We start from the raw sequence: 21,240 nt of genomic DNA on the forward strand, positions 1-21,240 counted from the left end.
TCGTAATCAAGCAGGGATAATGTGGTCCTGACGGCGACCAAGGCCGAGATTCTGCCGGAAATGGGGGCAAAGCCATGTGCGGTATCGTCGGAATCGTCGGCCAAAGCCAAGTCGCGCCGCTCATCGTCGATGCGCTGAAGCGGCTTGAATACCGCGGCTACGACTCGGCCGGCGTCGCCACCGTCGAGAAGGGCGAGCTTGGCCGCCGCCGCGCCGAAGGCAAGCTGATCAATCTCGAACGCCGGCTGAAGGAAGAGCCGCTCGACGGCACGATCGGCATCGGCCATACGCGCTGGGCGACGCATGGCGTGCCGAACGAGACCAACGCGCATCCGCATTTTTCCAACGGCGTCGCCATCGTCCACAACGGCATCATCGAGAATTTCGCCGAGCTGCGCGATGAGCTCACCCGCGATGGCTATTCTTTCTCGTCGCAGACCGACACCGAGGTCGTCGCGCATCTGGTGGCGCGCGAGCTCGCCAAGGGGCTGAAGCCGGTCGAGGCCGCGCATGCGGCGCTGAAGCGCCTGTCGGGCGCGTTCGCGCTTGCGATCATGTTCAAGGGCGACGAAGACCTGATCGTCGGCGCCCGCAACGGTCCGCCGCTTGCGGTCGGCCATGGCGAAGGCGAGATGTTCCTGGGTTCCGACGCGATCGCGCTGGCGCCTTTCACCAATTCGATCACCTATCTCGAAGACGGCGACTGGGCTGTGGTGCGCCGCAACAGCGTGACGATCTACGACATCGACGGCAACAAGGTCGCCCGCAAGCGCCAGCAGTCGCTGTCGACAAGCTTCATGGTCGACAAGGGCAACCGCCGGCATTTCATGGAAAAGGAAATCCATGAACAGCCCGAAGTGATCTCGCACACGCTGGCGCATTATGTCGATTTCGTCTCGGGCGCGTCGAAGCCGCTCGATCTGCCCTTCGACTTCGCCAAGATCGGCCGGTTGGCGCTCTCGGCCTGCGGCACGGCCTATCTCGCCGGGCTGATCTCAAAATACTGGTTCGAGCGCTATGCGCGGCTGCCCGTCGACATCGATGTCGCCTCGGAATTCCGCTACCGCGAGATGCCGCTGTCGGCCAATGACGCCGCCTTCTTCATCTCGCAGTCGGGCGAGACCGCCGATACGCTGGCCTCGCTGCGTTATTGCCGCAAGGCCGGCATGAAGATCGGCGCCGTCGTCAATGTGCGTGAATCGACCATGGCGCGCGAATCCGACGTCGTGCTGCCGACGCTGGCCGGGCCTGAGATCGGCGTCGCCTCGACCAAGGCTTTTACGTGCCAGCTGTCGGTGCTGGCGGCACTTGCGGTGCGGGCGGGCGTCGCGCGCGGCGCGCTCGCGCGAGCAGGAAAAGCAGCTGGTGCGCGAGCTTTCGAAGCGCCGCGCTTCGCCACCCAGGTGCTGAAGCTCGACGAGCAGATCGAGCGCATCGCCCGCGAGCTGTCGCGCTACAAGGACGTGCTCTATCTCGGCCGCGACACCAACTTCCCGCTGGCCATGGAAGGGGCGCTGAAGCTCAAGGAAATCTCCTATATCCACGCCGAGGGCTATGCCGCGGGCGAGCTGAAGCACGGGCCGATCGCGCTGATCGACGAGAACATGCCGGTGATCGTCATCGCGCCGCATGACCGCATCTTCGAAAAGACCGTGTCGAACATGCAGGAAGTGGCGGCGCGCGGCGGCAAGATCATCCTGGTCACCGACGCCAAGGGCGCGGCCCAGGCCAGCGTCAAGACGATGGAAACGATCATCCTGCCGGAAGTGCCGGAGATCATTTCGCCCATCATCTACGCGCTGCCGATCCAGATGCTGGCCTATTTCACCGCCGTGTTCATGGGCACCGACGTCGACCAGCCGCGCAACCTGGCGAAGTCGGTGACGGTGGAGTAGGCATTGCCGGCGAAACAACGTCGCCGACAATATTTTGCTTGCTCTATTTCGGCCGCAAACCGCTGCGCGGTTCTGCAGCGACTGGAGCAATTCCAGGAAAAGTGTGAGCAGCGGTTTTCCGTTCGGAATTGCGTCAAACAAGAGTTAGAGCGCTTCGCCGTTCCTTGAAACGGTGAAGCGCTCTAGAGGCTCATAGCGGCGCCTGCCCGCAGGCAGCGAACCCCGCCACCCGTAAATTTGCCAGACCGCCACTATGCAGGATGTGATGCACCCTAAACCACTGCGAACGAGTTTGCCGTAACCGCAAGATGCGGGGCAAGGGTGGCGAACTGGATCTGGGCCGCGCTGCCTGATCCGTCGCTGTCAAAATAGAGCGCTCCGGTCGCGCTGTTGTAGACAATATGATCGGAGCTGTCGTGCGCGGCCGTGCCAGCATAGAAGGCAGTGCTTGCGAGCGTCCCCGTCGCCAGCCCTTTGAAGATTGAGTGATCGAGCTGGATCTTGTCATCGGCAGGGTTGAAGTCGTCGATCGTGGCGACATTGCCCTTGCCAAGCGCGCTGTTGAAAACGAACGTGTCATGACCACCATTGCCGGTCAGCGTATCGTTGCCGCCACCGCCGTTTATGATGTTGTTGCCGGCGTTACCGATGATGTGCTGAGCGAGTTCGTTGCCGGTCAAATTGATTGCCGTGGTGCCGGCATCCTTCTGGGTGCCAAGGACTTCAATCGACGAGCCGGCCGAAAGCGCATAGCTAACAGAAGTCCACACCCTGTCTTGGCCCTGGCCAGCGGCCTCGACCACCTTACTGGCGGCATTGTTGACATAGTAATCGTCATTGCCGCCATAGCCGGCCATGGTGTGAGCGGCACTGTCACTTGGGCGTAGAACATCGTTGCCACTGGTGCCCGTTATATCAGCGGATGGGGGCGTAACGGGTGGCGGGGTCACCGGAGGCGGCGTGACAGGAGGCGGTGTTGTCGTCCCAGTTCCGGAATGGGTGTTGTGATCCAGGAAAAAGGCTTGCATTGACGGCGTGTTGCCAAGCGACGTCTCGCCATTCTGCGAGGACCATTTGTAAACCATATCAAAGGCCGGTGACGGCACGAGCTTTGCCCAATGGTCCAACATGGTCTGTTCCTGGGCGGTGGTGGGCATCACGTAAGACCCGCCCGTGTTGGTTGCCCAGCCGCCGCCTCCAAATGCCTGGTACACCGGAACGATTGCACTCTGCGGGATGCCCGCTTTCTCCGCTGCTGCGACCGCTCTGTCGATGTAGTTGAAGTCGACCACGGTCGAGCGCACCGGATAGGGATTGATCCCGTAGTAGTCGATCCCGGTGTTGGTTGGATTGTACGTGTTGGTGTAGTCGGAGGCCGTGAACGTCCCCATTTCCATCAGCGTGATAAACGTTTTCGCGCCCGGGAAATGGGAGTGAATCCAGTCTGATTCGGCCTTCAGATTCGCGGCGGTGACCAGCGTATGATATTTGCCTGTCGGATCCGGCTCATCGGTGAGATAGAAGCCAAAAACCTTGGAATTGCCCAGGAGAGGCGTCACCTTGTCTATGAAAGATTGCGTCACTCCGTTGCCTTCATTAAGGTAAATCAAGGCTTTAGTGCCATTCGGCAAGGCGTTGACCGATGACGCGTACTGGAGATCAACTAGGTTGAAGCCATCAGCTATGGCAGCCGTGGCTGGGGCGCCATAGGCGTAATGCATGGTAGCCATGCGAACATCCTTCTTCTTCTGGTCGGTAGCACCCCGACCCTTGCCTAACGACAGTCTCTATTAGCGCCAAATCAAATAAGGAAATGCGTTGATAGAATGATTGATCGAGGGCTTTGCCAGCACCGAAACGGCGGTTCTAAAACCCCCGCGCCGGGTTTGCGTTTAGCGAAGCGCCGGGCTAGCCCGTATCAACAATTCGGCAACACGCCTCCCCATCCGGCAGGGCGTTGACCTGGGCAAGATATTGAACGTCCACCAGATTGAAGCCGGCAGTAGCGACGTCCGATGCATATCCACCAGCTGCGTAATGGAGAGTTGCCATAAATCCCTCGCTTGGTTCGACAATGCTCAGCCTTGCGCCCGCGACGCTACTCACCGGAACCAAAACAAACCCGACAGCGACAGAATCGCTGACGATCGGTAGGGAGACACACCAATAATGAACCAACCGTTAGGATCAATTCCCGGATTTTCAGCATAGTTCGATATTTCTTGAGGATGCCATCCTTCGCAATGTCCCACTTTCTATAGGGGATCGCGCTGCAAGCTTTATCTATTACCGCTTCGCCGGCGCTGGAATTGCAGAGGGAAGCAGCACTCGCCAAACCTAGACTTGAGGGACGGCCCAGCAGAAGGAACTCGCTCGCGGGCCTCGCCACCAACTTCTGTAAAAACTGGGCCTGAATAGCTCGCCCAAACGGACGTTCAATTCGAGCTTCGGGGCAGCCTGTCGTGCCCGGAGATGGGTCCGCTCATTCAAACGGACGAGGACATTGGGCAAGCCTGCCCGTACCCTGAACCTAGGCGCAACATGTATCCGAGTAGCGAAGCAAGATCATGAAGGCAGGAAAGAAAGCTGACCAATTCACGCAATGTTGGTCAGACGCGCGGCCGGGAGAGGCATGATGAGCCCGCATCTCGTGTGTGTCGGGGGCGAGGATCATGCCTTCAGAATTCCGTTTTTGCTGTCGCTGCGTCAGAAGGGTTTTCAAGTCACCGCGGTATCAAGTGGCAGTGACGCGGCGTTCTTGCAGCACGGCATCCCGCACCACCGCTACGGTTTCGACCGATTTTCCAGTGGCAGCGGAGGCGCCATAAGAACGATCAGAAAGCTGATCTCGGAACTGCACCCCGACGTTGTTCAGAGCTTTGATACCAAACCCAACTTATTGACGCCATTGGCGGTGCGCGGAGCCGTCCCGGTTATCCGCACCATAAATGGCCTCGGCTGGACGTTTTCTTCCCGTGAGCCGAGAGCTATGGCGCTGCGCCCGGTATTTTGCGGATTGCAGTGGGTCTCGTCGCGCTGGACAGCGGCCACAGTTTTCCAAAACCGAGATGATCAAGCCTTCTTCGAGCGCTGCCGACTTGTGGCGCGCGGGACCGGCCACTTGATCCGCAGTTCCGGCATTGACGTTGACGGTTTTGCCAGGTCAAGGCAGACCGCGCCGTCGTCGCAGACAATGCGCGAGGAGCTCGGTCTCTCATCGGCTGAGGTGATCATTTTTGTTGGCCGACTGACGCGCGAGAAGGGCATTCCAACGCTGCTCAAGGCAGTTCCTCGCGTTCTTGAAAAAAGGCCCAATGCGCGTTTCGTGCTTGTCGGGCCGTGGGAATCCGAAGGCCCGTTCGCTGTCGAGAAATCGGAAATCGAGCGCCATTTCCCTCATGTTATCGCGCTGGGGCCGCGGCGCGATGTTCCCGCCCTTCTCGGCATGGCGGATCTGTTTGCCTTTCCCACACAATACCGGGAGGGAGTGCCACGCGTCCTACTAGAGGCGGGATTGGCGGGATTGCCTATCGTGGCCTCGAACATGCCCGGCTGCAACGAGGTGGTCGAGCCCGGCTGGAATGGATATCTCGCTCCGCCCGGCGACGCGGATGCCTTTGCTTCCCTAATAAACCAAATCCTATCCGAGCGTGCCCAGGCCAAGGTGATGGGCGCTCGTTCCATCGAATTCGTGAAGCAGCACTTCGCATTGCCGCTGGTAGTCGACCAGTACTGCAATCTTTACGAGCGTGTTCTTGGCGCCATTCCGCGCAGCGGAACGGCACATCAAGTTGCGAGGATAGGCAAGGACGCCGTGATCAGCGGACTCGACGGGGTACGCCAATGATCCGCGATGTGCTGCTGGCGGCTGGTGTTGCGATGGCCTACGCGTCGCAGCTTGAAATCCCGGGAGCACCCTTTGGATATAGCGAATTGTTCCTTGCGCTTTGGGTCATGCTCTCCATTGGACGCGTGTTAGCCGGCGGCAAGCTGCAGGTCACGCCGGCCCTCTCCATTCTCGCGACCTTCTGGCTGGTCCTCACCTTCGCTCTCGCTGCGGGACTGATCGTTGGGCTCCTGACGACCGTGTGGTACCTGGCGGCGCCGGTTCATGACATGATCGCCTATGTGCTGCTTGCTTCCGTGACCTGCCTGCTCGCGGCAGACCCCAATGCGGATCGCCACCTGCATCGCACGTCCTGGTGGATAATCGTTATTGCCGACGTTTGTTTTGCCGCTCAACTTGCGCTTGGTTTTGGCTTGATCCACCAGTCTGGTGTTAATCCATGGTACTGGGATCGGTTCATGGGTTGGTCCGACAACCCGAACCAACTCGCGCTCTACTGCGCAATGTTTGGTTCTCTTACGTTGAGTCTGGCAACCACCAGCAACAACAGACTGGCAAGGCTGTTCGCAATAACGAGCCTGGTTCTGATTGTCTATGTCGGCAGGCTGACCAAGAGCGATACTTATCTTTTGACAACCGTGCTGACCGGCCTGGTGTTTGTAGGCCTGCGGCTCCGGACCTGGATCACGACTGGCCAACGAGCCTCTGTCGGCCGGCAAGCGGCACTCTGGTTGCTGGTGGGTCTTTTCCCGCTTTCACTTTCCCTCTCGCCTTATGTTCTTGCTGAAACCACCAATGTCGAAAATTTCGCCAAGAGCCTGACCAAGGGCGACGGCGGCGCGGCTACGGCCGAGACCGCGGCGCTTCGGATCAATCTTTGGAACAACGCAATTACCAAAGGGCTGGAATCCGGATCGATGGGCCTCGGTCCCGGCCCTCATGCGGACAGATCCATCGTCTACAAGGAGTTCAGCGATCTACCGTTCGAGGCCCACAGCACGCCTCTCGATCTATACACGCAAGGCGGGCTGTTGGCGGTTCTCGCGCTGTTCTGGATACTCGGCGTCAGTGCAATCTACGCGTGGCGCTCCAAGATCGACGCTTTGGTGGCAATGCTGGTGTCAATCGGCATTTTCGGTTTCCCGCACCTGATCGTTCGCCACCCAATCGTGTGGTTCTTGCTCACACTTTGCCTCGTATCCGGGACACCCGGGCCGATTGTGGCAAGTGTCCAAGCTGTGAGGCGATAAGAATGTGCGGTATCGCCGGAATTCTCCTAGCGCCAGACGCACCCGCAGCAAGGGCGCTCAAGTCTGTTGTGCAAATGACAGGGGCTCTTCGCCATCGCGGTCCGGACGGTGAAAGTTTCTGGACTGACACCCAAGCCGGTATTGCTTTTGGTCACAATCGATTGGCCATCATAGATTTGTCCGAGACTGGCCGTCAGCCAATGCATTCAGCGAGTGGCCGGTATGTCATCACTTTCAATGGCGAAATTTACAATTTTCACGAGTTGCGCCAAGAGCTCGAAAGTGCCGGTCAAAATTTTCGAGGGACAGGCGATACAGAAGTTGTACTTGCCGCGGTTGAGCATTGGGGTCTTGAGGCAGCGCTCACGCGATTTGCCGGCATGTTCGCATTTGGATTGTGGGACGCAAAGACCAGAACGCTTCATCTGGCCCGCGATCGGGTGGGAAAAAAACCGATCTATGTCGCCCCGACCCGCCATGCCTTGATTTTTGGCTCCGAGCTCAAAGCCATTCGGTGTTTCCCGGATTTCCATCCGGAACTCAATCTCAATGCAGCCAGGGCCATGCTTTCGAAGGGCTGGGTGCCGGATGACAGTTGCATCTGGCGCGGCGTTTTCAAGTTGCCGCCGGGATCGACGTTGTCTCTGACGGCAGCGGATTTCGCCAAAGCGCGTCGTACGGGATCCGTTCGAAACAAGGTGCGGTTCTGGTGGTCACTGGCCGATGTCGCCACACGAGGCCGGCAGGACCCAATGGTGGGCAGCGACGAAGAGTTGACGAACGAACTCGATCGGTTGCTTCGGCTGTCTGTTCGAGAGCGCATGTGCGCGGATGTGCCGCTCGGCGCGTTCCTATCTGGCGGCGTCGACAGTTCGACCGTTGCGGCGCTGATGCAGGCTCAATCGCAAAAATCCGTGCGCACTTTTACCATTGCCTTCAGCGAACGCGGATTTGATGAAGCCCCTCATGCCGCAGCGGTCGCTCGGCATCTAGGCACTGACCACACTGAACTGCATCTTTCCTCTGCTTCCGCGCGCGACATCATTCCGCAATTGCCCCATACATGGGACGAGCCGTTCGCCGACGAATCGCAAATTCCCACCCTGCTGGTAGCGCGACTTGCTCGCCAGCATGTCACGGTGGCGCTGACGGGCGACGGTGGCGATGAGTGCTTTGCCGGTTACGCTCGCCATCTCATGGCGGCGCGCGCAAACCGACAGCATCGTCTGCCGTCGCAGTTGCGTGATTCACTGGCTGCGGCCATTGGACTGGTAGCTCGTGCTACCCGCCATGATGTCTTCAGCAAGTTGCCACTTTCGGCTCTGGTCGGGCATTCTTTGCGCAGCGATCGACTGCAACGACTGGCCCAACTGCTCGCCGCTTCGGATCAAGAAGAGCTATATCAGCGCCTGACGGGGTCGTCGACGACAATCCTGGCCCGCTACGGATCCCGGGCATCAGCTCGCCCCGTGCCGCGGCTCGACGATTTGCTTTCCCGGCTGATCTACGCCGATATGGAGGGATACCTGCCCGGCGACATCCTGGTGAAGCTGGACCGCGCCAGCATGGCGAACGGGCTGGAGGGGCGATGCCCCCTGCTTGATCATCGCGTTGTTGAATTCGCGTGGCGCCTGCCATCGGATGCCATGGTCCGCCATGGTCGGGGCAAATGGCTCCTTCGCCAGGTGCTGCATCGGTACGTTCCGCGGCGCCTTATAGACAGGCCCAAGCAAGGCTTCGACGTCCCGATTGCAGTCTGGTTGAGAGGGCCGCTCCGTGCATGGGCAAGCGACCTATTCGCCGACATGCGCCATTCCGGGGATGGGCTTCTGGACTTTGACAAGGTCCAGACATGTTGGCGCGATCACCTCGACGGCAAGCGGGATCACTCCCGCGATCTCTGGGCAACATTGATGTTCCTAGCATGGCGCGGCGACGCCGGTTCGGCGCCGGCGCCGGCGAACCGGTCGCGCATGCTTGAAATGACGGGAGTTTAAGATGGAAGGATCCATAGTCAGCCGAATTCAGCTGCCGCGAACCGCAGAAATGCATCTCGCAATGCGCGAGCCCAATCCGCGCATGAGGCGTCCTCTGCGTGATCCAGGAGAGGCCCAGACTCCTTTCAGCCAACTGTGGGTCACCATCGCAAGACGGAAATGGTTCCTCGTGGCCATGGCACTCCTCGGCGGAGCGATTGCAGCGCTTGTGGGTTTTTCTCGCCCTGCTCAGTTCGAGGCGACAACGCAGATCATTGTGGATGGTACGGTCAGAAGCACTGGTGATGGTGCCGCGGCTCAGGACATGCTGGATACCAGCATAGACAACAATATCACCTTGCTGACTTCGCCAGGTCATATGCGCCGTGTTGCTGTTGCGCTGGGCAAGATCGAGACCAATGCGCAAAATAATGCCGACAAGACTGCAGGGCAGGGCACCCTTCCAGTGCCTTCGGTGAAGAAGCAATCTTTTGCGGCCGAGTTGCTGGGCCGGATCTGGCACCGTGGCGATGACGCCAAGCTGAGTCCAGCGGCCGCGGATGCAGCGGAATTGAAGATTTTGCGGCGCGGCATAAGAGTTGGCCAAGAGCTGCGGTCCCGGGTCATCACCGTCGGTTTTACCGATGTCGATCCTGTTCGGGCAGCCTTGGTGGCAAACACATTTGCTCAAGTCTATGTCGATGATCTTGCAGCCAATAGCCAGGCAGCCGACAGGGCAGAGCTGGTCTCTGTCGCCGCCGCTCTGCCCAAGCTCCAGTCTGATCTGGCGCAGGCAACAGACCGCCTGGAGGCATACCGGCTAACCCACGGCACGGTCGATCAAGGCGCGATGGACAACGCCGCGAGAGAAACAGCTGATCTTAACCAGCAGCTCTCGATGTCGAAGGCCAGTCTCTCCGGCGTCGAGTCTCGCCTCCAGCGTATCGAAGACGTGCAAGCGTCGGGCGCGCCGATTGCCTCGCTCGCAGAAGCCATCGGGTCACCCGCTCTAACAGACCTCGTGACCCGTCAAGCAAAAGACCACGCCGACCAGAGTGTTGACGCCGCAATCAAGCTCGAGATCCAACAAGAGATCGCCGGCATTTCCTCTGAGGCAAACATCTATCGCGCCCAGGTTGCCGCATTGGATGAGCGCAAGAGAGTCTTGGACGCTGTGGTGGCTGATACCGCAAGCCGGGTTTCCGGGGTGCGTGCGCTTGAGCCGACTGTTGCGATCCTGACGCAGCGTTACAATGAGTTGCTGACCAGGCAGCAGGACTTGACGCGGCGCATCGCGAGCCCGTCACCCGGAGTCGCGATCATTTCGGCGGCCTGGCCGCCAACGGTCCCCAAGAGCCTTTCGCCGGTGTATCTCATTCCTCCGGGCATCGTCGTGTTCGGTCTCATCGGTGGTGTCCTGGCCCTTCTCGGCAATCGTCTCGATAGGACTTTGCGCGGTGAAGCCGAAGCTGAAGCCGCCCTTGGCTTCCCTTGCATGGGGCTGCTCCCCAAGACATCACGACTTCACGCCAGGCGCCTGCAGAACCTCATTTTGGGCCAGAAAAATTCTACCTTTGGCCGCGCTGCATTGTCCCTGCTGATTAATGCGGTACCTCAACCGGTTACAGGGCGATCGTCGCAAATCGTTCTGGTTACTTCCAGTGGTGGAAATGATGGGAAAACAGAGCTTGCATGGAGCTTGGCACTCTCGGCCACGCGTCTGGGCGGTCATGTGCTGTTCATTGATCTCGATCCGTATGATCAACAACTGACCAATGATTTTGTGAGCGAGTTCAGTATTTCGAAGCCTCGCAAAACGTTTGAAGATTATGTGAAGAGCCGCAGTGACTTAGGCGATGTGGTTGTTGGCATGTCTGACATCGGCATGGATTTCATGGCCGCTCCCATTGTCTCTGATGACCTTTTGAAGTTGTTGTTTGAAGTCGATGAGCCGCGCCACCTCGCGGACAGACTGGGCGCGGAATACGATCTCGTCGTCTTAAACGGGCCGCCTGCCCTGGAAGGTCCGGAATCACGACTACTGACCAGCTGGGCGGATTCCGTTCTATTCGCGGTTCGTTGGGCCAGGACACCACGCAGTATAGCACGGAGCATCCTGGGGGCGCTGCAGCCCGACGGGCCGAGGTCCGTCCCAGTGGGTATCGTTCTCACTGAAGTTAACCTCAAACAGCACGCCAAGCATCGTTTTGGAGACAGTGGCGATCTTCTGCTGGTTGGGAACTGATAGAACACTCGAGCTGCGGTCACCGGAAATGATTATCGAACTCTTTGGGCCACCTGGCGCCGGCAAGGCAGTGTTTGCTCATGCGCTTGCCCACCGGCTGCGTGGGCAAGGATACGCCACGGAGGTGGTCCTCAGTCATAAGCCAAGCAGGAGGGCAAGAAGCGTAGATCTTGGAATATTTATGTTTGTTTTTAGGGTGTTCGCGGCTATATTTGCGACCGCAAAGCTATTTATATATACTCCTGATTTGATAAAATATATATCGATGGCATCGTCGATGATAAAGCAAATACAGCCAAGAAAACTAATCTGGAAAGCCAGGATATGGCAAAATATTGTCAACCTTTCCTATCGGTGGGATCAGGCTAGGCAATCAAAAGAGATAACGATATTCGACCAGGGATACGTTCAGGCAGTCGCGTCACTGGCGATTTTTCGCGGATGCGCTGACAGCATTTCGATAGCAAGGGCTTTAAAAGTCACCCCCGCTGCAGATTTTACGTTCAGGGTCGTATTGCCTCGATCAGCAGTCGAGGCTCGCTTGCTTGAACGAATAAGGCATGAGGCTCCGGCCGAGCGAATTCTTGAGGCGGATTTCGACGCAAACATGCGATCGTTCGGCGTGTTTCAAAATATCGATGACATTCTTGTGGCAAGCGGCCGCAAGACAGTTTCGGTTGAAACCTTGGACGACCGCTCATTGTCAGAAAGCGTCCAGCGTGTCAGCCGCAAGATCATCTCCGAGATTGTTCACGATCGGGTTATTCCGATGCGCCCAAACAAAGCCGATCATCAACCTTTGACAGCGGACACAGCCTATCTCGACGACGGTGGCGATACGATAACAATACCAAAGGCCATCGCATCTGCAATTGAGGTGGATCCAGCGGCGCTCGGCAAGGAGGAGATAAAGCGTAGCCTGGGCTATGCCACTGTATTTGCCCTTATGATCTACGTGACTGGCGCAGGTCTGACGAGCCTGGCGCAATTGCTCATCGCGCGTATCGTAGGTTCAACCAGCTACGGTATTTATTCCTATGTTCTTTCAACAACATCGGTCCTCGCTTATCTCGCGACGCTTGGGTTCAACGTATCATTGCTGCGTTTCGTATCCGCCTACAGAGCCCAAGGGCGTCTTGACCTGGCTCACGGTGTGATCAGATTTGCCTTTCAGCGATCCGTGGCGGTGGCGACCCTGTTTGGCGCCGCGGGTGCGACTTATATCTGTCTGTCATCGAGTTCCGGCAACAGAGAACTCGCGATCAGCCAGCTGCTTGGTATGGCAGCTGTTCCATTGGTCACGACTTCGGCCCTCGGGGCCGCTCTCATCCGTGCTTTCGGCGGCGGGGTCTCTGCGCTTTTGCCAGAACGCATTGTGCGTGACGGGTTGCTGCTGACATTGCTGGCGATCGCAGCGTTGTCCGGCTCGTGGACTTTGAACGCGCCGTTGGTCATGCAGGCGGTGCTGACAAGTTCAGCGGTAACAGTCGGGTTGGTATTCATCCTGGCGATGAGATTTCAGCCGCCAGGTTTGCGACAGGCTGAACCCGCGGACGCATCGAAGGATTGGTGGTCGGCGGTTCCGCCGATCATGCTCATGGCGGGTCTTGACGTCTTCATCAACCGGGCAGGGGTGATGGTGCTGGGCTGGACCGGCCATATACGTGACGCGGGCATCTTTGCCTTGGGGCTCAATGTCGCGTTGCTTGTTGGTCTCTCGTTGGTGGCGGTCTCCACGATGTTTTCCCCAGCTGCGGCCACGCTCTACGCACGAAACGACCGCAAGGGTTTGCAGGACCTGTTTTCGCGAGCTGCCCTACTGTCTTCCGGCGCCGCAATTGCAATGGCAATTCCTTTGCTGGTGATTGTTCGACCGCTCTTGAGCTGGTTCGGCGAAGACTTCGGTAGCGGGGCGCCCATCGCGAGGGTGCTGATGCTTGGGTACGTATTCGTGGCCTTATGCGGACCGCAGTTGAATCTCTTGACCATGACTGGGAACGAGTGGGCTGCCGCGGTGACGATGATCATGGGCGCAGCCATTGGCGTCATCGGCTGCGTTATCGGGATAGAGATCTACGGCCCGCTGGGTGCCGCGATTGGCCTGGCCCTTGCCTTGCTTGTGTGGAACGTTGCAATGGCGGTCTACATCCGAAAGCGGCTGAAGATCACGCCTGGGCTGATTCATGCGTTGATGTCATTGAAAGCGCGCACAGTCGAGACCCACCAACGGTATTGGTTTTTACCTTGATCCAGATCGGCTTTGGCCGTCACCGGGATATCGCGACCAGCATTCTATCGCGAGAGCATCGTGAACCTTTTCTCCGATTCTGGTGACGAAGCCAAACTCATGCAAACGCACGATGATATGGGCGGAGGCGACAAGCACTATTGATGCGCGCTTGAGGCCTTCTCTGGACCTTGAAGCCTAGAGACCAAGCTTGCAGTCCGCGTCAAAAGACCCTGTAGCGACGAGGAGGGGGCAATGGAACGAGGTGGCAACACCAACTCATCGCGCCTTGCATCACTCGACCTGTTGCGGTTGGTCGCTGCCCTGGCGGTTGTGTGCTTTCACTACCTTTTTCGGGGGCCAATTGCCGGAGATGTCAGCGCCGGCTACCCTGCCGCCGCGCCGTTCGCCATCTATGGCTATCTCGGTGTCAGTCTTTTCTTCCTTATCAGCGGTTTTGTCATCGCGTGGTCGGCCGAGGGGAGAACGTGGCAGGAATTCGCCGTCGCGCGTTTCGTGAGGCTTTATCCTGGATTTCTCGTCTGCATGACGTTGACGTTTTTAATTCTCACGATCGCTGACAATCCGAGATTTCCGACAAACATTTCTACATATGTCGCCAATCTTTCCATGTTCGCCCGCGCTTTCAGCAGACCGTCGATGGACGGCGTCTATTGGTCGATCATGCTCGAGATCGTGTTCTATGGCTGGGTTGCGGCGCTCATTTTTGCGGGAGCCTTCCAGCGTTGGAAGCTGGCTATCGTCGCCGTCTGGCTCGTAATTTCGGCAGGAAATGAGCTCTTTTTCGGAAACACGGCGATACGAATTTTGCTTATCACAGGCTACGCGCCTTTTTTTGCCTTCGGTATTTTGGCCCAACAGGTTGTTACAAAAGGTCGTTCGCCGGCGGCGCTTGTCCTTCTTGCCGCGGCATTCCTGTTGTCGTGCCAGACGATCAGATTCGATCAAGGCTGGATGCAGGAGCATTACGGAATGGCCGTCTCCTATCCCGGTCTCTTCGTCGCCAATGGGTTTGTCTTTGGGATTTTTGTGGGCGCACTGCTGGTCCGCTCCATCGTGGGTGCTTCAAAAACCGTTCTGATGCTCGGCGGATTAACTTACCCACTTTATCTTCTTCATCAGTATATCGGTTACATCTCTCTCAACGCTCTGTATCCGCTAGTCGGCAAGAACGCCGCGTTCTTTGTCGTACTGCTAGCGGTGCTCCTTGCTTCTTTTTTGGTCTGGCGTTTCATCGAAACACCAATACGCAAACCGCTTATCCGAGCTTTGATGTCTGGCATGGATCACATCGCGCCAGGAGGATCCGTGCGTGCTCGGAGCGCCAGCCCCGTGGCGCCACATAGCCCTTGACTCGCCGACACACCAGACGACGGCACCCGGCAAGCTTACATGGGTACGAGCGTTGTTGCTCTGTCAGGGATTTCGCGCCGCTTCCGTGAAAGTGTCGACATCGACAAAGCCGTCCCCCCATCTTCGAGCGTGGTCGCGGGAGCGAAGTTAACGGCGCGACGAAGGTCGCCAACAGATGCTTATTGCTTCTTTTTCATTGGCGTTTCATCGAAACGCCAATGAGCAAACCGCTGATCCGGGCTTTGATGTCTGGCATGGATCACATCGCTCCACGAGGACGTGTGCGTGCTCGGAGTAATAGCCCCGCGGCGGCCGACATAGCCTGGCTTGCCGGCATCAGACAGCAGGTCGGCACACCAGACCGCAGCACCAGCCGCCGGCAAGGCTTACACAGGTACGAGCGTTTGTTGCTCTGTCACGGATCTCGCGCCACTTCCGTGAAAGTGTCGATACCATTCGACAAAGCGGTTCACGCCATCTTCGAGCGTCGTCGCGGGCGCGAAATTTACGGCGCGACGAAGGTCGCCGACATCAGCGCGTGTCTCAAGAACGTCACCTGGAGGCAAAGGCACATCCCTGCGAAGCGCCCGGCGACCAAGGGCTGACTCTATAAGCGCGATCAGCCGGTTAATCTCCTCGGGACGATCGTTGCCGATGTTGTAGAGGCGATATGGAGCTGAGCTGATGGCAGGATCAGCAGCACGAGCATCCCAATTCGGATCGGCACAGGGTGACGCGCCGAGCACTCTGACTACTCCTTCGACGATGTCGTCGATGTAGGTAAAATCTCGCCAGACACGGCCGGCGTTGGACACATCGATCGTGCGTCCTTCGGCGATGGCATGGGTGAATGCATAGACCGCCATGTCGGGTCTACCCCAGGGCCCGTAGACAGTGAAGAACCGCAATCCCGTCGCCGGCAAGCCGAACAGATGACTGTACGAATGCGCCATGGCTTCATTTGAACACTTGGTGGCGGCGTAGAAGCTGAGTGGGTGGTTGGCGCCATGGTGTTCGGAAAAAGGTATGGTCTGGTTGGCGCCGTAGACCGAACTCGACGAGGCGTAGACCAGGTGCCTGGTGCCGACGTGCCGGCAGCCCTCCAGAATATTGAGAAACGCCACAATGTTGGACTGGACATAGGCGTGCGGGTCGACAAGCGAATAGCGTACGCCCGCCTGAGCAGCCAGGTGGACGACATGTGAAGGTCGAAAGTCGGAAAACAGAGACTGCACCGGCAACCGATCTGCCAAATCCATGCGTATCGGAGTGAACCGTGACTCGGCACATAGGTGTGCGAAACGGGCTTCCTTGAGTCTTGGATCATAGTAGGGCGTGAAATTATCCACGCCTATGACGTCCGCACCGTAGCGCAAAAGCCGCGAAGCCACGTGAAACCCGATGAACCCCGCGGCACCGGTGACTACGATAGGTCCTGTTGGTGCCAGATGCTTAGCTGCCATATCCGAATCGGATCGATCAGGTCTCATCCCTGTGGGACCGGATACGTCGCGCTGAACATTGTCCGCGCCCTTGCGCTTGGACTTCTCTCCGACCATGACGAATTTTCCCGCTTCGAGCTTTGCAACATCGAGGTTTTCAGCTGGATCGGGTGAGGCTGCGGTTTGCACAATCGCCATGCCGTTCCGATCCAGATCTCTTGGGCAAACGCCGCCTCGCGATCGAGGCGGCTCTGTCACGGCAATACGGAAATCCGTGCGAGGAGAGCGACCAATTCACCCTGGCGCTTGGTTTCAGTCTTGGCAAATAGCGCGGCAAGTTGGGATCGTATTGTCGTGCGGCTGAGCCGCCAGCTGCGGGCGATCTCCAGGGGAGCGTCCCCTTGAGCCAATCGCATCGCAAGCTGAGTTTCCGCACTTGTAAGGCCAAACATTTTTTGCAGTGTCTGAGGATTGGCCGAAGACCGATTCCCTCGGTCCAACAACGCCACGATACTCGTTCCGTCGGGGGTAATGACCCCGCCCTCGTTGAGTATCACCGGTCGGTCGTCAGCGGTGCGGATCACCACCCACGACAACGAGCCTGGCAGAAAATTGGTTGGAACGTTCGCGACCAGCCGTCTTAGCGAAGCCGTAAGCTCCAGAGCCGTACCGGCCGCCTCACCTTGGCGCTCGAAGGTGCTTTGAGCAGCGGTGTTCCACTCCACCACCTTCCTTTCGCGGTTCAGGACGAGAAAGCCGCAGCCAATGCGATCGAGCATGCCGGTGACGGATTCCATGCTCCTTCGCTTCGACTCGCCGGCAATGGTGCGTTGTTTGTCTGGCGTGTCGCGTGTTGTGCGCTCAACCCTGCCAAAGGCAGTGCTCAAAACAATGTGTCGCTTATTCGCAACCGTGTCGTTGCGCCTATCGATGAAAGACATAGCCTTACCCCACCCGTGTTTGGCCGAATTGAACTCCTCAAGTCTCCTACTATGTCGCTGCATCACGCGAGAAACAGGCGCCTTCTGTCTAGAAAGTGCTTCTTTCTCAGGAACTTGCAGCGTTTTTTGAACCGCACGTTTACGACGATCCGAACGAACCCTAGGCTCGTCGGAAAGCAATAGTAATCTGGGATTTGGGACCCGCAATCCGGCAGGGGGACTAGACCGGTTGGTAGCGTTCTAGGCTCGACGGACTAAGCCAAAGGTTGTAATCTGGCCATATGAGGTTGCGTTTGCATGGATTGTCTTCGCGTCTAAAAGGTATATCGCTAGCTCACGTGGCTTCCATGTCGGTGCTGGTTATTACAATAGTGCTGGAAATAACAAACTTATACAGTGCAAGAACAGAAGAAACGTTTATATCCTCTATACCAGCTATAATTGTAGCGGTATATCTTGTAGGGCGCGGCGCTGCAATCATTGCAACCTTGGCGACGATCGCCGCCGGCCTAGGAGCTGAAAGAATTCTACGCGGTCCAATTCCCTCGGAGGATTGGCTGCGGGCAATCTCCCTCCTGGTTTCTGGCTTTATGATCGCCTTCCTATTCAGCCGCTTACGGCAGGATCTGAGGAACGCGCTAGAGGTCGCCGAAAACAGATTGGCCATTGTCGAGGCGACCGAAAGCCGCTTTCGTTCGGTGTTCGAGCGTGCGGCGATCGGCTTTGCGAATACCAACGAAAAAGGTGAGCTTCTGCAATCCAACAAGCGTCTGTGTGAGCTGACAGGGTATAGGGAAGCCGAACTTGCTCAATTTCCGCTTGTGCGTCTTGTTCATCCCGATGACCGTGATGTCGTGATCAAGGCACTCGCCGATCGGGGCAATTCCACGGCACCGTTTGGTGCGGAAGTCCGTTTGTTGAAGAAGGACGGTTCTCCATTTTGGGCTCGTCTGAGCTTGTCCTCGTCACGCTCCGAGGGGCTGCTTTCGGAGAGCGCGATCGTCGTTGTCGACGACATTTCGGAACGACGGACGGCGCGTGAAGCGATCCGATCTCAGAAAGAACGCCTCGATTTAGCCCTTTCAGCCGGGCGGTTAGGAACCTGGCAAATCGACTTCAAAAGCGGCATTGTCGCAGGTTCAGATAAATTCTGGGAGATTCTTGGTCTGCCCGACTCCGTCGGTCGGCCAATTGAGGAGCTTGCTGCTGTCATACATCCGGGGGATTGGCCCAAGATCGCGGTTCCTGAAGGATCCGTTTCGAATTACGACGTCGAGATAAGGGTGCGGCGGCCGGATGGACTCATCCGTTGGGTCGCCCTGCGCGGGAGAAAGCAAGATGATCAAACGCTGCTAATCGGAATAGCAGCCGACCTGACTGAGCGCCGGCAGACCACGCTCCTGCGCGCCACGGTAAGGCGACGGGAACGCAAATTGATCGAGCAGCGGCATCGGTTTAGCAATCTTTTCTCGGTCGTCACAGCGCTGGTGAAAATGGTCAATGTTCCTGAAAATAATATCGGGAAATTCAAGGAGCGTTTGATCGATCGTATACGGGCCCTTGAACAGACGCATACATTGATTTCGCGCGGTAACGGCAACTCCGTGCTGCTTAAGGATCTCGTGGTTCAGGAATTGCTACCCTACGTGGAAACGCGCAAGATAGCGACGTACGGCCCTGACGTCACGATGACGAGTGGCGCCGCCGAGACCTTTGCAATGATTGTTCATGAGCTTACGACGAACTCCGTGAAATATGGAGCACTCGGCGAGTCACGGGGGCGGCTAGAGGTGAAATGGGCATTCACGCCAGAAGGTGGGGAAAGCGATGACGTCGTGTTCGATTGGATTGAATCGGGGCGACGCGGAAAAGCCAAGGCCGCTGGCCATGGCATCGGTTCGATGATATTGGGCGTCAATACTGCGCCGCTTATCGGCCATTCTTCGAAGCTCGAAATATTGGATGGCGGTTTACGATATTCGATCCGGTTGTCGCGACGCGAAATCGAGCCTTAATCAATATTCTTCGAATGCCAGTTCTGGAGCACAACGGCTGCCTCCGTTCGGTTGCGTACTCCTAACTCTCGCAGAACGGCAGCGGCGTGGATTTTCGTCGTTGCCTCAGCGATATCCAGATTGCGAGCTATTTCTTTGTTCGAGAAGCCTTCGGCCATCAGCTTGAGCACATCTCGTTGCCTCGAGGTCAACTTGCTAAGGCTGGCGGCTACAATTCGCCGCTGCGCCACGGCTCTCGCTGTTTGGGATCCGTTTGCCACAGAACCTGCGGACGTTCGGGATAAGAGCGCCGGAACATAGATGCGGCCAGCTAGAATCTCGCGCACTGCCGACACCACTTCTTCATCTTTCTGAGATTTCACGATGTAGCCGTGAAGCCCGATCGACAATGCCCTCAATATCTCTGACCGTGAATCGTTGCCTGAAACGATTGCGAAGCGCGTATCGGGATACGCTGACAAAACATCGCTGAGCGCTTGCTGGTTGAACAGCCCCGGCATGTTCAGATCCAAAATGGCAAGATGAATATGTTCTCGCTGCGCCAAGAGGTTGATGACCGCGTCAAGGTACCCGGCCTCGAATATTTCGACTTCCGGAAAAGCAGCGCTCAGCGCCAGACTCAGGCCACGACGATACAGACCGTGATCGTCGGCAATGACGATTCGATACATGGTTGCCACCCCAACGCAGGCCCCAACAAACGAGGCCTTAGAAAACTTACTGCGCCGAACGATCGATCGGCGGGAGGCCTTGGCGGGCTGGCCAACCACTCGTCGAACGTCCGGATTAGTCCTCGGCACTTGCACACCGCTGCGCTAATATAATCGTAAATGTCGGAAAAATCTCCCCTTTTTTCAAAGGTTCGATTAACCGACTGGAATCGCGCCATCTCCGGCTTCGTCAAAAAGTTATGTTTCGATCCGGCGTGTCGGTGGCCAGCTAAGGAAAATTCCATCTGAAATTCAGCATCTTGCGGGGTGGCAGCAAGCCAACTCAAACAGGTGAAAATTTCCGGTCTCCATACTGGCGTGAAAGTTCGTGGCTAAGCAATTTTTTCGATGCTGGCAGGCACTTTTGCCGCCGTCGCCCGCGCGACGGATAAGGTGTAGCCGTTGACCGCTGGAGGCGATGGACTGGTGCCATTCGATTGCACGACGACATCCCTCCAGCGGTCAAATACCGTTCTTCATAAGATGCTCGGACTGACGTGCAGGTGAGTTTCTGTCCGAATTTTCATGTTCGAGCGACGAGGCGCGTCTATCCAGGCAGCAACAATGGACCTGGCCATGACCTATGGAGGATCGGATGAAAGCGGTTATTCAATGCGGTGGAATGGGAACACGACTTCGTCCCTTCACGTCGGTTTTGCCGAAGCCCTTGATGCCGATCGGTGCTCGGCCCGTGCTCGAGTTGCTTTTGAAGTGGCTGCGACGCAATGGCATTGAAGACGTCTATATCACGACTGGGTATCTCGGACATCTCATCCGCAGCGTATGCGGCGACGGTTCGCAATGGAACCTGAGGATACGATACACGCAGGAGTCGGAGCCACTGGGCACTATTGGGCCACTCTCGCTGATCAGAGATGAACTGAATGAGCCCTTTATTGTGCTCAACGGCGACGTTCTCACCGACCTCAGCCTCAGTCGGTTTATAACCGCGCACCGCAAACACAAGGACCCGGTGACCATCGCCACCGCCAACCGCCTCATCAAGATGGATTTCGGCGTCATAGACGAAGTCGACAATGCAGTGCAGATGTTCCGCGAGAAGCCGACGCTTTCTCATCTCGTGAGCATGGGCATCTACTGCATGAACCCAAATGTTCTGAATTTTATTCCGTCGGGGATACCGTTCGGATTCGACGACTTGATGCTTCAGATGATGCAGCAGGGCACGCCCGTCCATGTCTACAAGCATGAAGGGCTATGGCTCGATATCGGCCGCGTCGATGATTTTCAGAATGCCCAAGCCATTTCCTGGGAAGAGCAATCGGCTTCGATCGAAGTCGCGGCAGCGGCCGCCTGA

At 57.4% G+C, this 21,240-nt stretch carries 13 protein-coding genes; 9 read left to right on the forward strand and 4 right to left on the reverse strand.

Annotated features, from left to right (window positions below; genetic code table 11):
* Nucleotides 1-74: 74 nt before the first annotated feature.
* Entirely contained in the window at nucleotides 75-1,895 is a 1,821-nt protein-coding gene (gene glmS, locus ACVDG8_RS29770) for a glutamine--fructose-6-phosphate transaminase (isomerizing) (protein ID WP_455707340.1), read from the forward strand.
* Between the two features lie 272 nt (nucleotides 1,896-2,167).
* Here the strand turns inward: glmS and ACVDG8_RS29775 are convergent, their stop codons facing one another.
* Complete coding sequence (locus ACVDG8_RS29775) at nucleotides 2,168-3,625, reverse strand: calcium-binding protein (RefSeq protein ID WP_447251639.1); 1,458 nt, start codon at nucleotides 3,623-3,625, stop codon at nucleotides 2,168-2,170.
* Nucleotides 3,626-4,530: 905 nt separating this feature from the next.
* On the opposite strand from ACVDG8_RS29775, the gene ACVDG8_RS29780 reads away from it, so the two are divergent.
* The 6 genes from ACVDG8_RS29780 to ACVDG8_RS29805 all read left to right on the forward strand — a co-directional run bounded on the left by ACVDG8_RS29780 (nucleotide 4,531) and on the right by ACVDG8_RS29805 (nucleotide 14,814).
* A complete protein-coding gene (locus ACVDG8_RS29780; protein WP_447251640.1) occupies nucleotides 4,531-5,742 on the forward strand; it encodes a glycosyltransferase family 4 protein in 1,212 nt (403 codons plus the stop codon).
* Nucleotides 5,739-6,992 carry an O-antigen ligase family protein gene (locus tag ACVDG8_RS29785; RefSeq protein WP_447251641.1) on the forward strand — a complete coding sequence of 418 codons (1,254 nt, stop codon included), beginning with the start codon at nucleotides 5,739-5,741 and terminating at the stop codon, nucleotides 6,990-6,992. Before ACVDG8_RS29780 ends, ACVDG8_RS29785 begins: the two co-directional genes overlap by 4 nt.
* Nucleotides 6,993-6,994: 2 nt before the next feature.
* Entirely contained in the window at nucleotides 6,995-8,989 is a 1,995-nt protein-coding gene (gene asnB / locus ACVDG8_RS29790; RefSeq protein WP_447251642.1) for an asparagine synthase (glutamine-hydrolyzing), read from the forward strand.
* Between the two features lies 1 nt (nucleotide 8,990).
* Entirely contained in the window at nucleotides 8,991-11,213 is a 2,223-nt protein-coding gene (locus tag ACVDG8_RS29795; RefSeq protein ID WP_447251643.1) for a GumC family protein, read from the forward strand.
* 28 nt (nucleotides 11,214-11,241) lie between these two features.
* On the forward strand, nucleotides 11,242-13,461 hold the full coding sequence (locus ACVDG8_RS29800; RefSeq protein ID WP_447251644.1) for a lipopolysaccharide biosynthesis protein: 2,220 nt from the start codon (nucleotides 11,242-11,244) through the stop codon (nucleotides 13,459-13,461).
* A gap of 234 nt (nucleotides 13,462-13,695) precedes the next feature.
* Nucleotides 13,696-14,814: an acyltransferase family protein gene (locus tag ACVDG8_RS29805; RefSeq protein WP_447251645.1), complete on the forward strand. Its 1,119-nt coding sequence runs from the start codon at nucleotides 13,696-13,698 to the stop codon at nucleotides 14,812-14,814.
* A gap of 386 nt (nucleotides 14,815-15,200) precedes the next feature.
* Here the strand turns inward: ACVDG8_RS29805 and ACVDG8_RS29810 are convergent, their stop codons facing one another.
* A complete protein-coding gene (locus tag ACVDG8_RS29810) occupies nucleotides 15,201-16,277 on the reverse strand; it encodes an NAD-dependent epimerase/dehydratase family protein (protein WP_447257135.1) in 1,077 nt (358 codons plus the stop codon).
* Nucleotides 16,278-16,510: 233 nt separating this feature from the next.
* Entirely contained in the window at nucleotides 16,511-17,197 is a 687-nt protein-coding gene (locus ACVDG8_RS29815) for a helix-turn-helix transcriptional regulator (protein ID WP_447251646.1), read from the reverse strand.
* A 347-nt stretch (nucleotides 17,198-17,544) separates the two neighbouring features.
* Here ACVDG8_RS29815 and ACVDG8_RS29820 point away from each other — a divergent pair, with 347 nt between their 5' ends.
* Nucleotides 17,545-19,212 (forward strand): PAS domain S-box protein, encoded by a 1,668-nt coding sequence (locus ACVDG8_RS29820; RefSeq protein ID WP_447251647.1) that lies wholly within the window; start codon nucleotides 17,545-17,547, stop codon nucleotides 19,210-19,212.
* On the opposite strand, the gene ACVDG8_RS29825 is transcribed toward ACVDG8_RS29820, so the two are convergent.
* Nucleotides 19,209-19,883, reverse strand: a complete 675-nt coding sequence (locus tag ACVDG8_RS29825; protein WP_447251648.1) for a LuxR C-terminal-related transcriptional regulator — start codon at nucleotides 19,881-19,883, stop codon at nucleotides 19,209-19,211. The genes ACVDG8_RS29820 and ACVDG8_RS29825 overlap by 4 nt on opposite strands.
* A 634-nt stretch (nucleotides 19,884-20,517) precedes the next feature.
* On the opposite strand from ACVDG8_RS29825, the gene ACVDG8_RS29830 reads away from it, so the two are divergent.
* Nucleotides 20,518-21,240, forward strand: a complete 723-nt coding sequence (locus tag ACVDG8_RS29830) for a nucleotidyltransferase family protein (RefSeq protein WP_447251649.1) — start codon at nucleotides 20,518-20,520, stop codon at nucleotides 21,238-21,240.

Source organism: Mesorhizobium sp. ORM8.1 (genome assembly GCF_053005525.2).

Coding starts and splice junctions, on each gene's coding strand:
- glmS (WP_455707340.1), top strand. CDS start 75: ATGTGCGGTATCGTCGGAATCGTCGGCCAAAGCCAAGTCGCGCCGCTC.
- ACVDG8_RS29775 (WP_447251639.1), bottom strand. CDS start 3,625: ATGGCTACCATGCATTACGCCTATGGCGCCCCAGCCACGGCTGCCATA.
- ACVDG8_RS29780 (WP_447251640.1), top strand. CDS start 4,531: ATGAGCCCGCATCTCGTGTGTGTCGGGGGCGAGGATCATGCCTTCAGA.
- ACVDG8_RS29785 (WP_447251641.1), top strand. CDS start 5,739: ATGATCCGCGATGTGCTGCTGGCGGCTGGTGTTGCGATGGCCTACGCG.
- asnB (WP_447251642.1), top strand. CDS start 6,995: ATGTGCGGTATCGCCGGAATTCTCCTAGCGCCAGACGCACCCGCAGCA.
- ACVDG8_RS29795 (WP_447251643.1), top strand. CDS start 8,991: ATGGAAGGATCCATAGTCAGCCGAATTCAGCTGCCGCGAACCGCAGAA.
- ACVDG8_RS29800 (WP_447251644.1), top strand. CDS start 11,242: ATGATTATCGAACTCTTTGGGCCACCTGGCGCCGGCAAGGCAGTGTTT.
- ACVDG8_RS29805 (WP_447251645.1), top strand. CDS start 13,696: ATGGAACGAGGTGGCAACACCAACTCATCGCGCCTTGCATCACTCGAC.
- ACVDG8_RS29810 (WP_447257135.1), bottom strand. CDS start 16,277: ATGGCAGCTAAGCATCTGGCACCAACAGGACCTATCGTAGTCACCGGT.
- ACVDG8_RS29815 (WP_447251646.1), bottom strand. CDS start 17,197: ATGTCTTTCATCGATAGGCGCAACGACACGGTTGCGAATAAGCGACAC.
- ACVDG8_RS29820 (WP_447251647.1), top strand. CDS start 17,545: ATGTCGGTGCTGGTTATTACAATAGTGCTGGAAATAACAAACTTATAC.
- ACVDG8_RS29825 (WP_447251648.1), bottom strand. CDS start 19,883: ATGTATCGAATCGTCATTGCCGACGATCACGGTCTGTATCGTCGTGGC.
- ACVDG8_RS29830 (WP_447251649.1), top strand. CDS start 20,518: ATGAAAGCGGTTATTCAATGCGGTGGAATGGGAACACGACTTCGTCCC.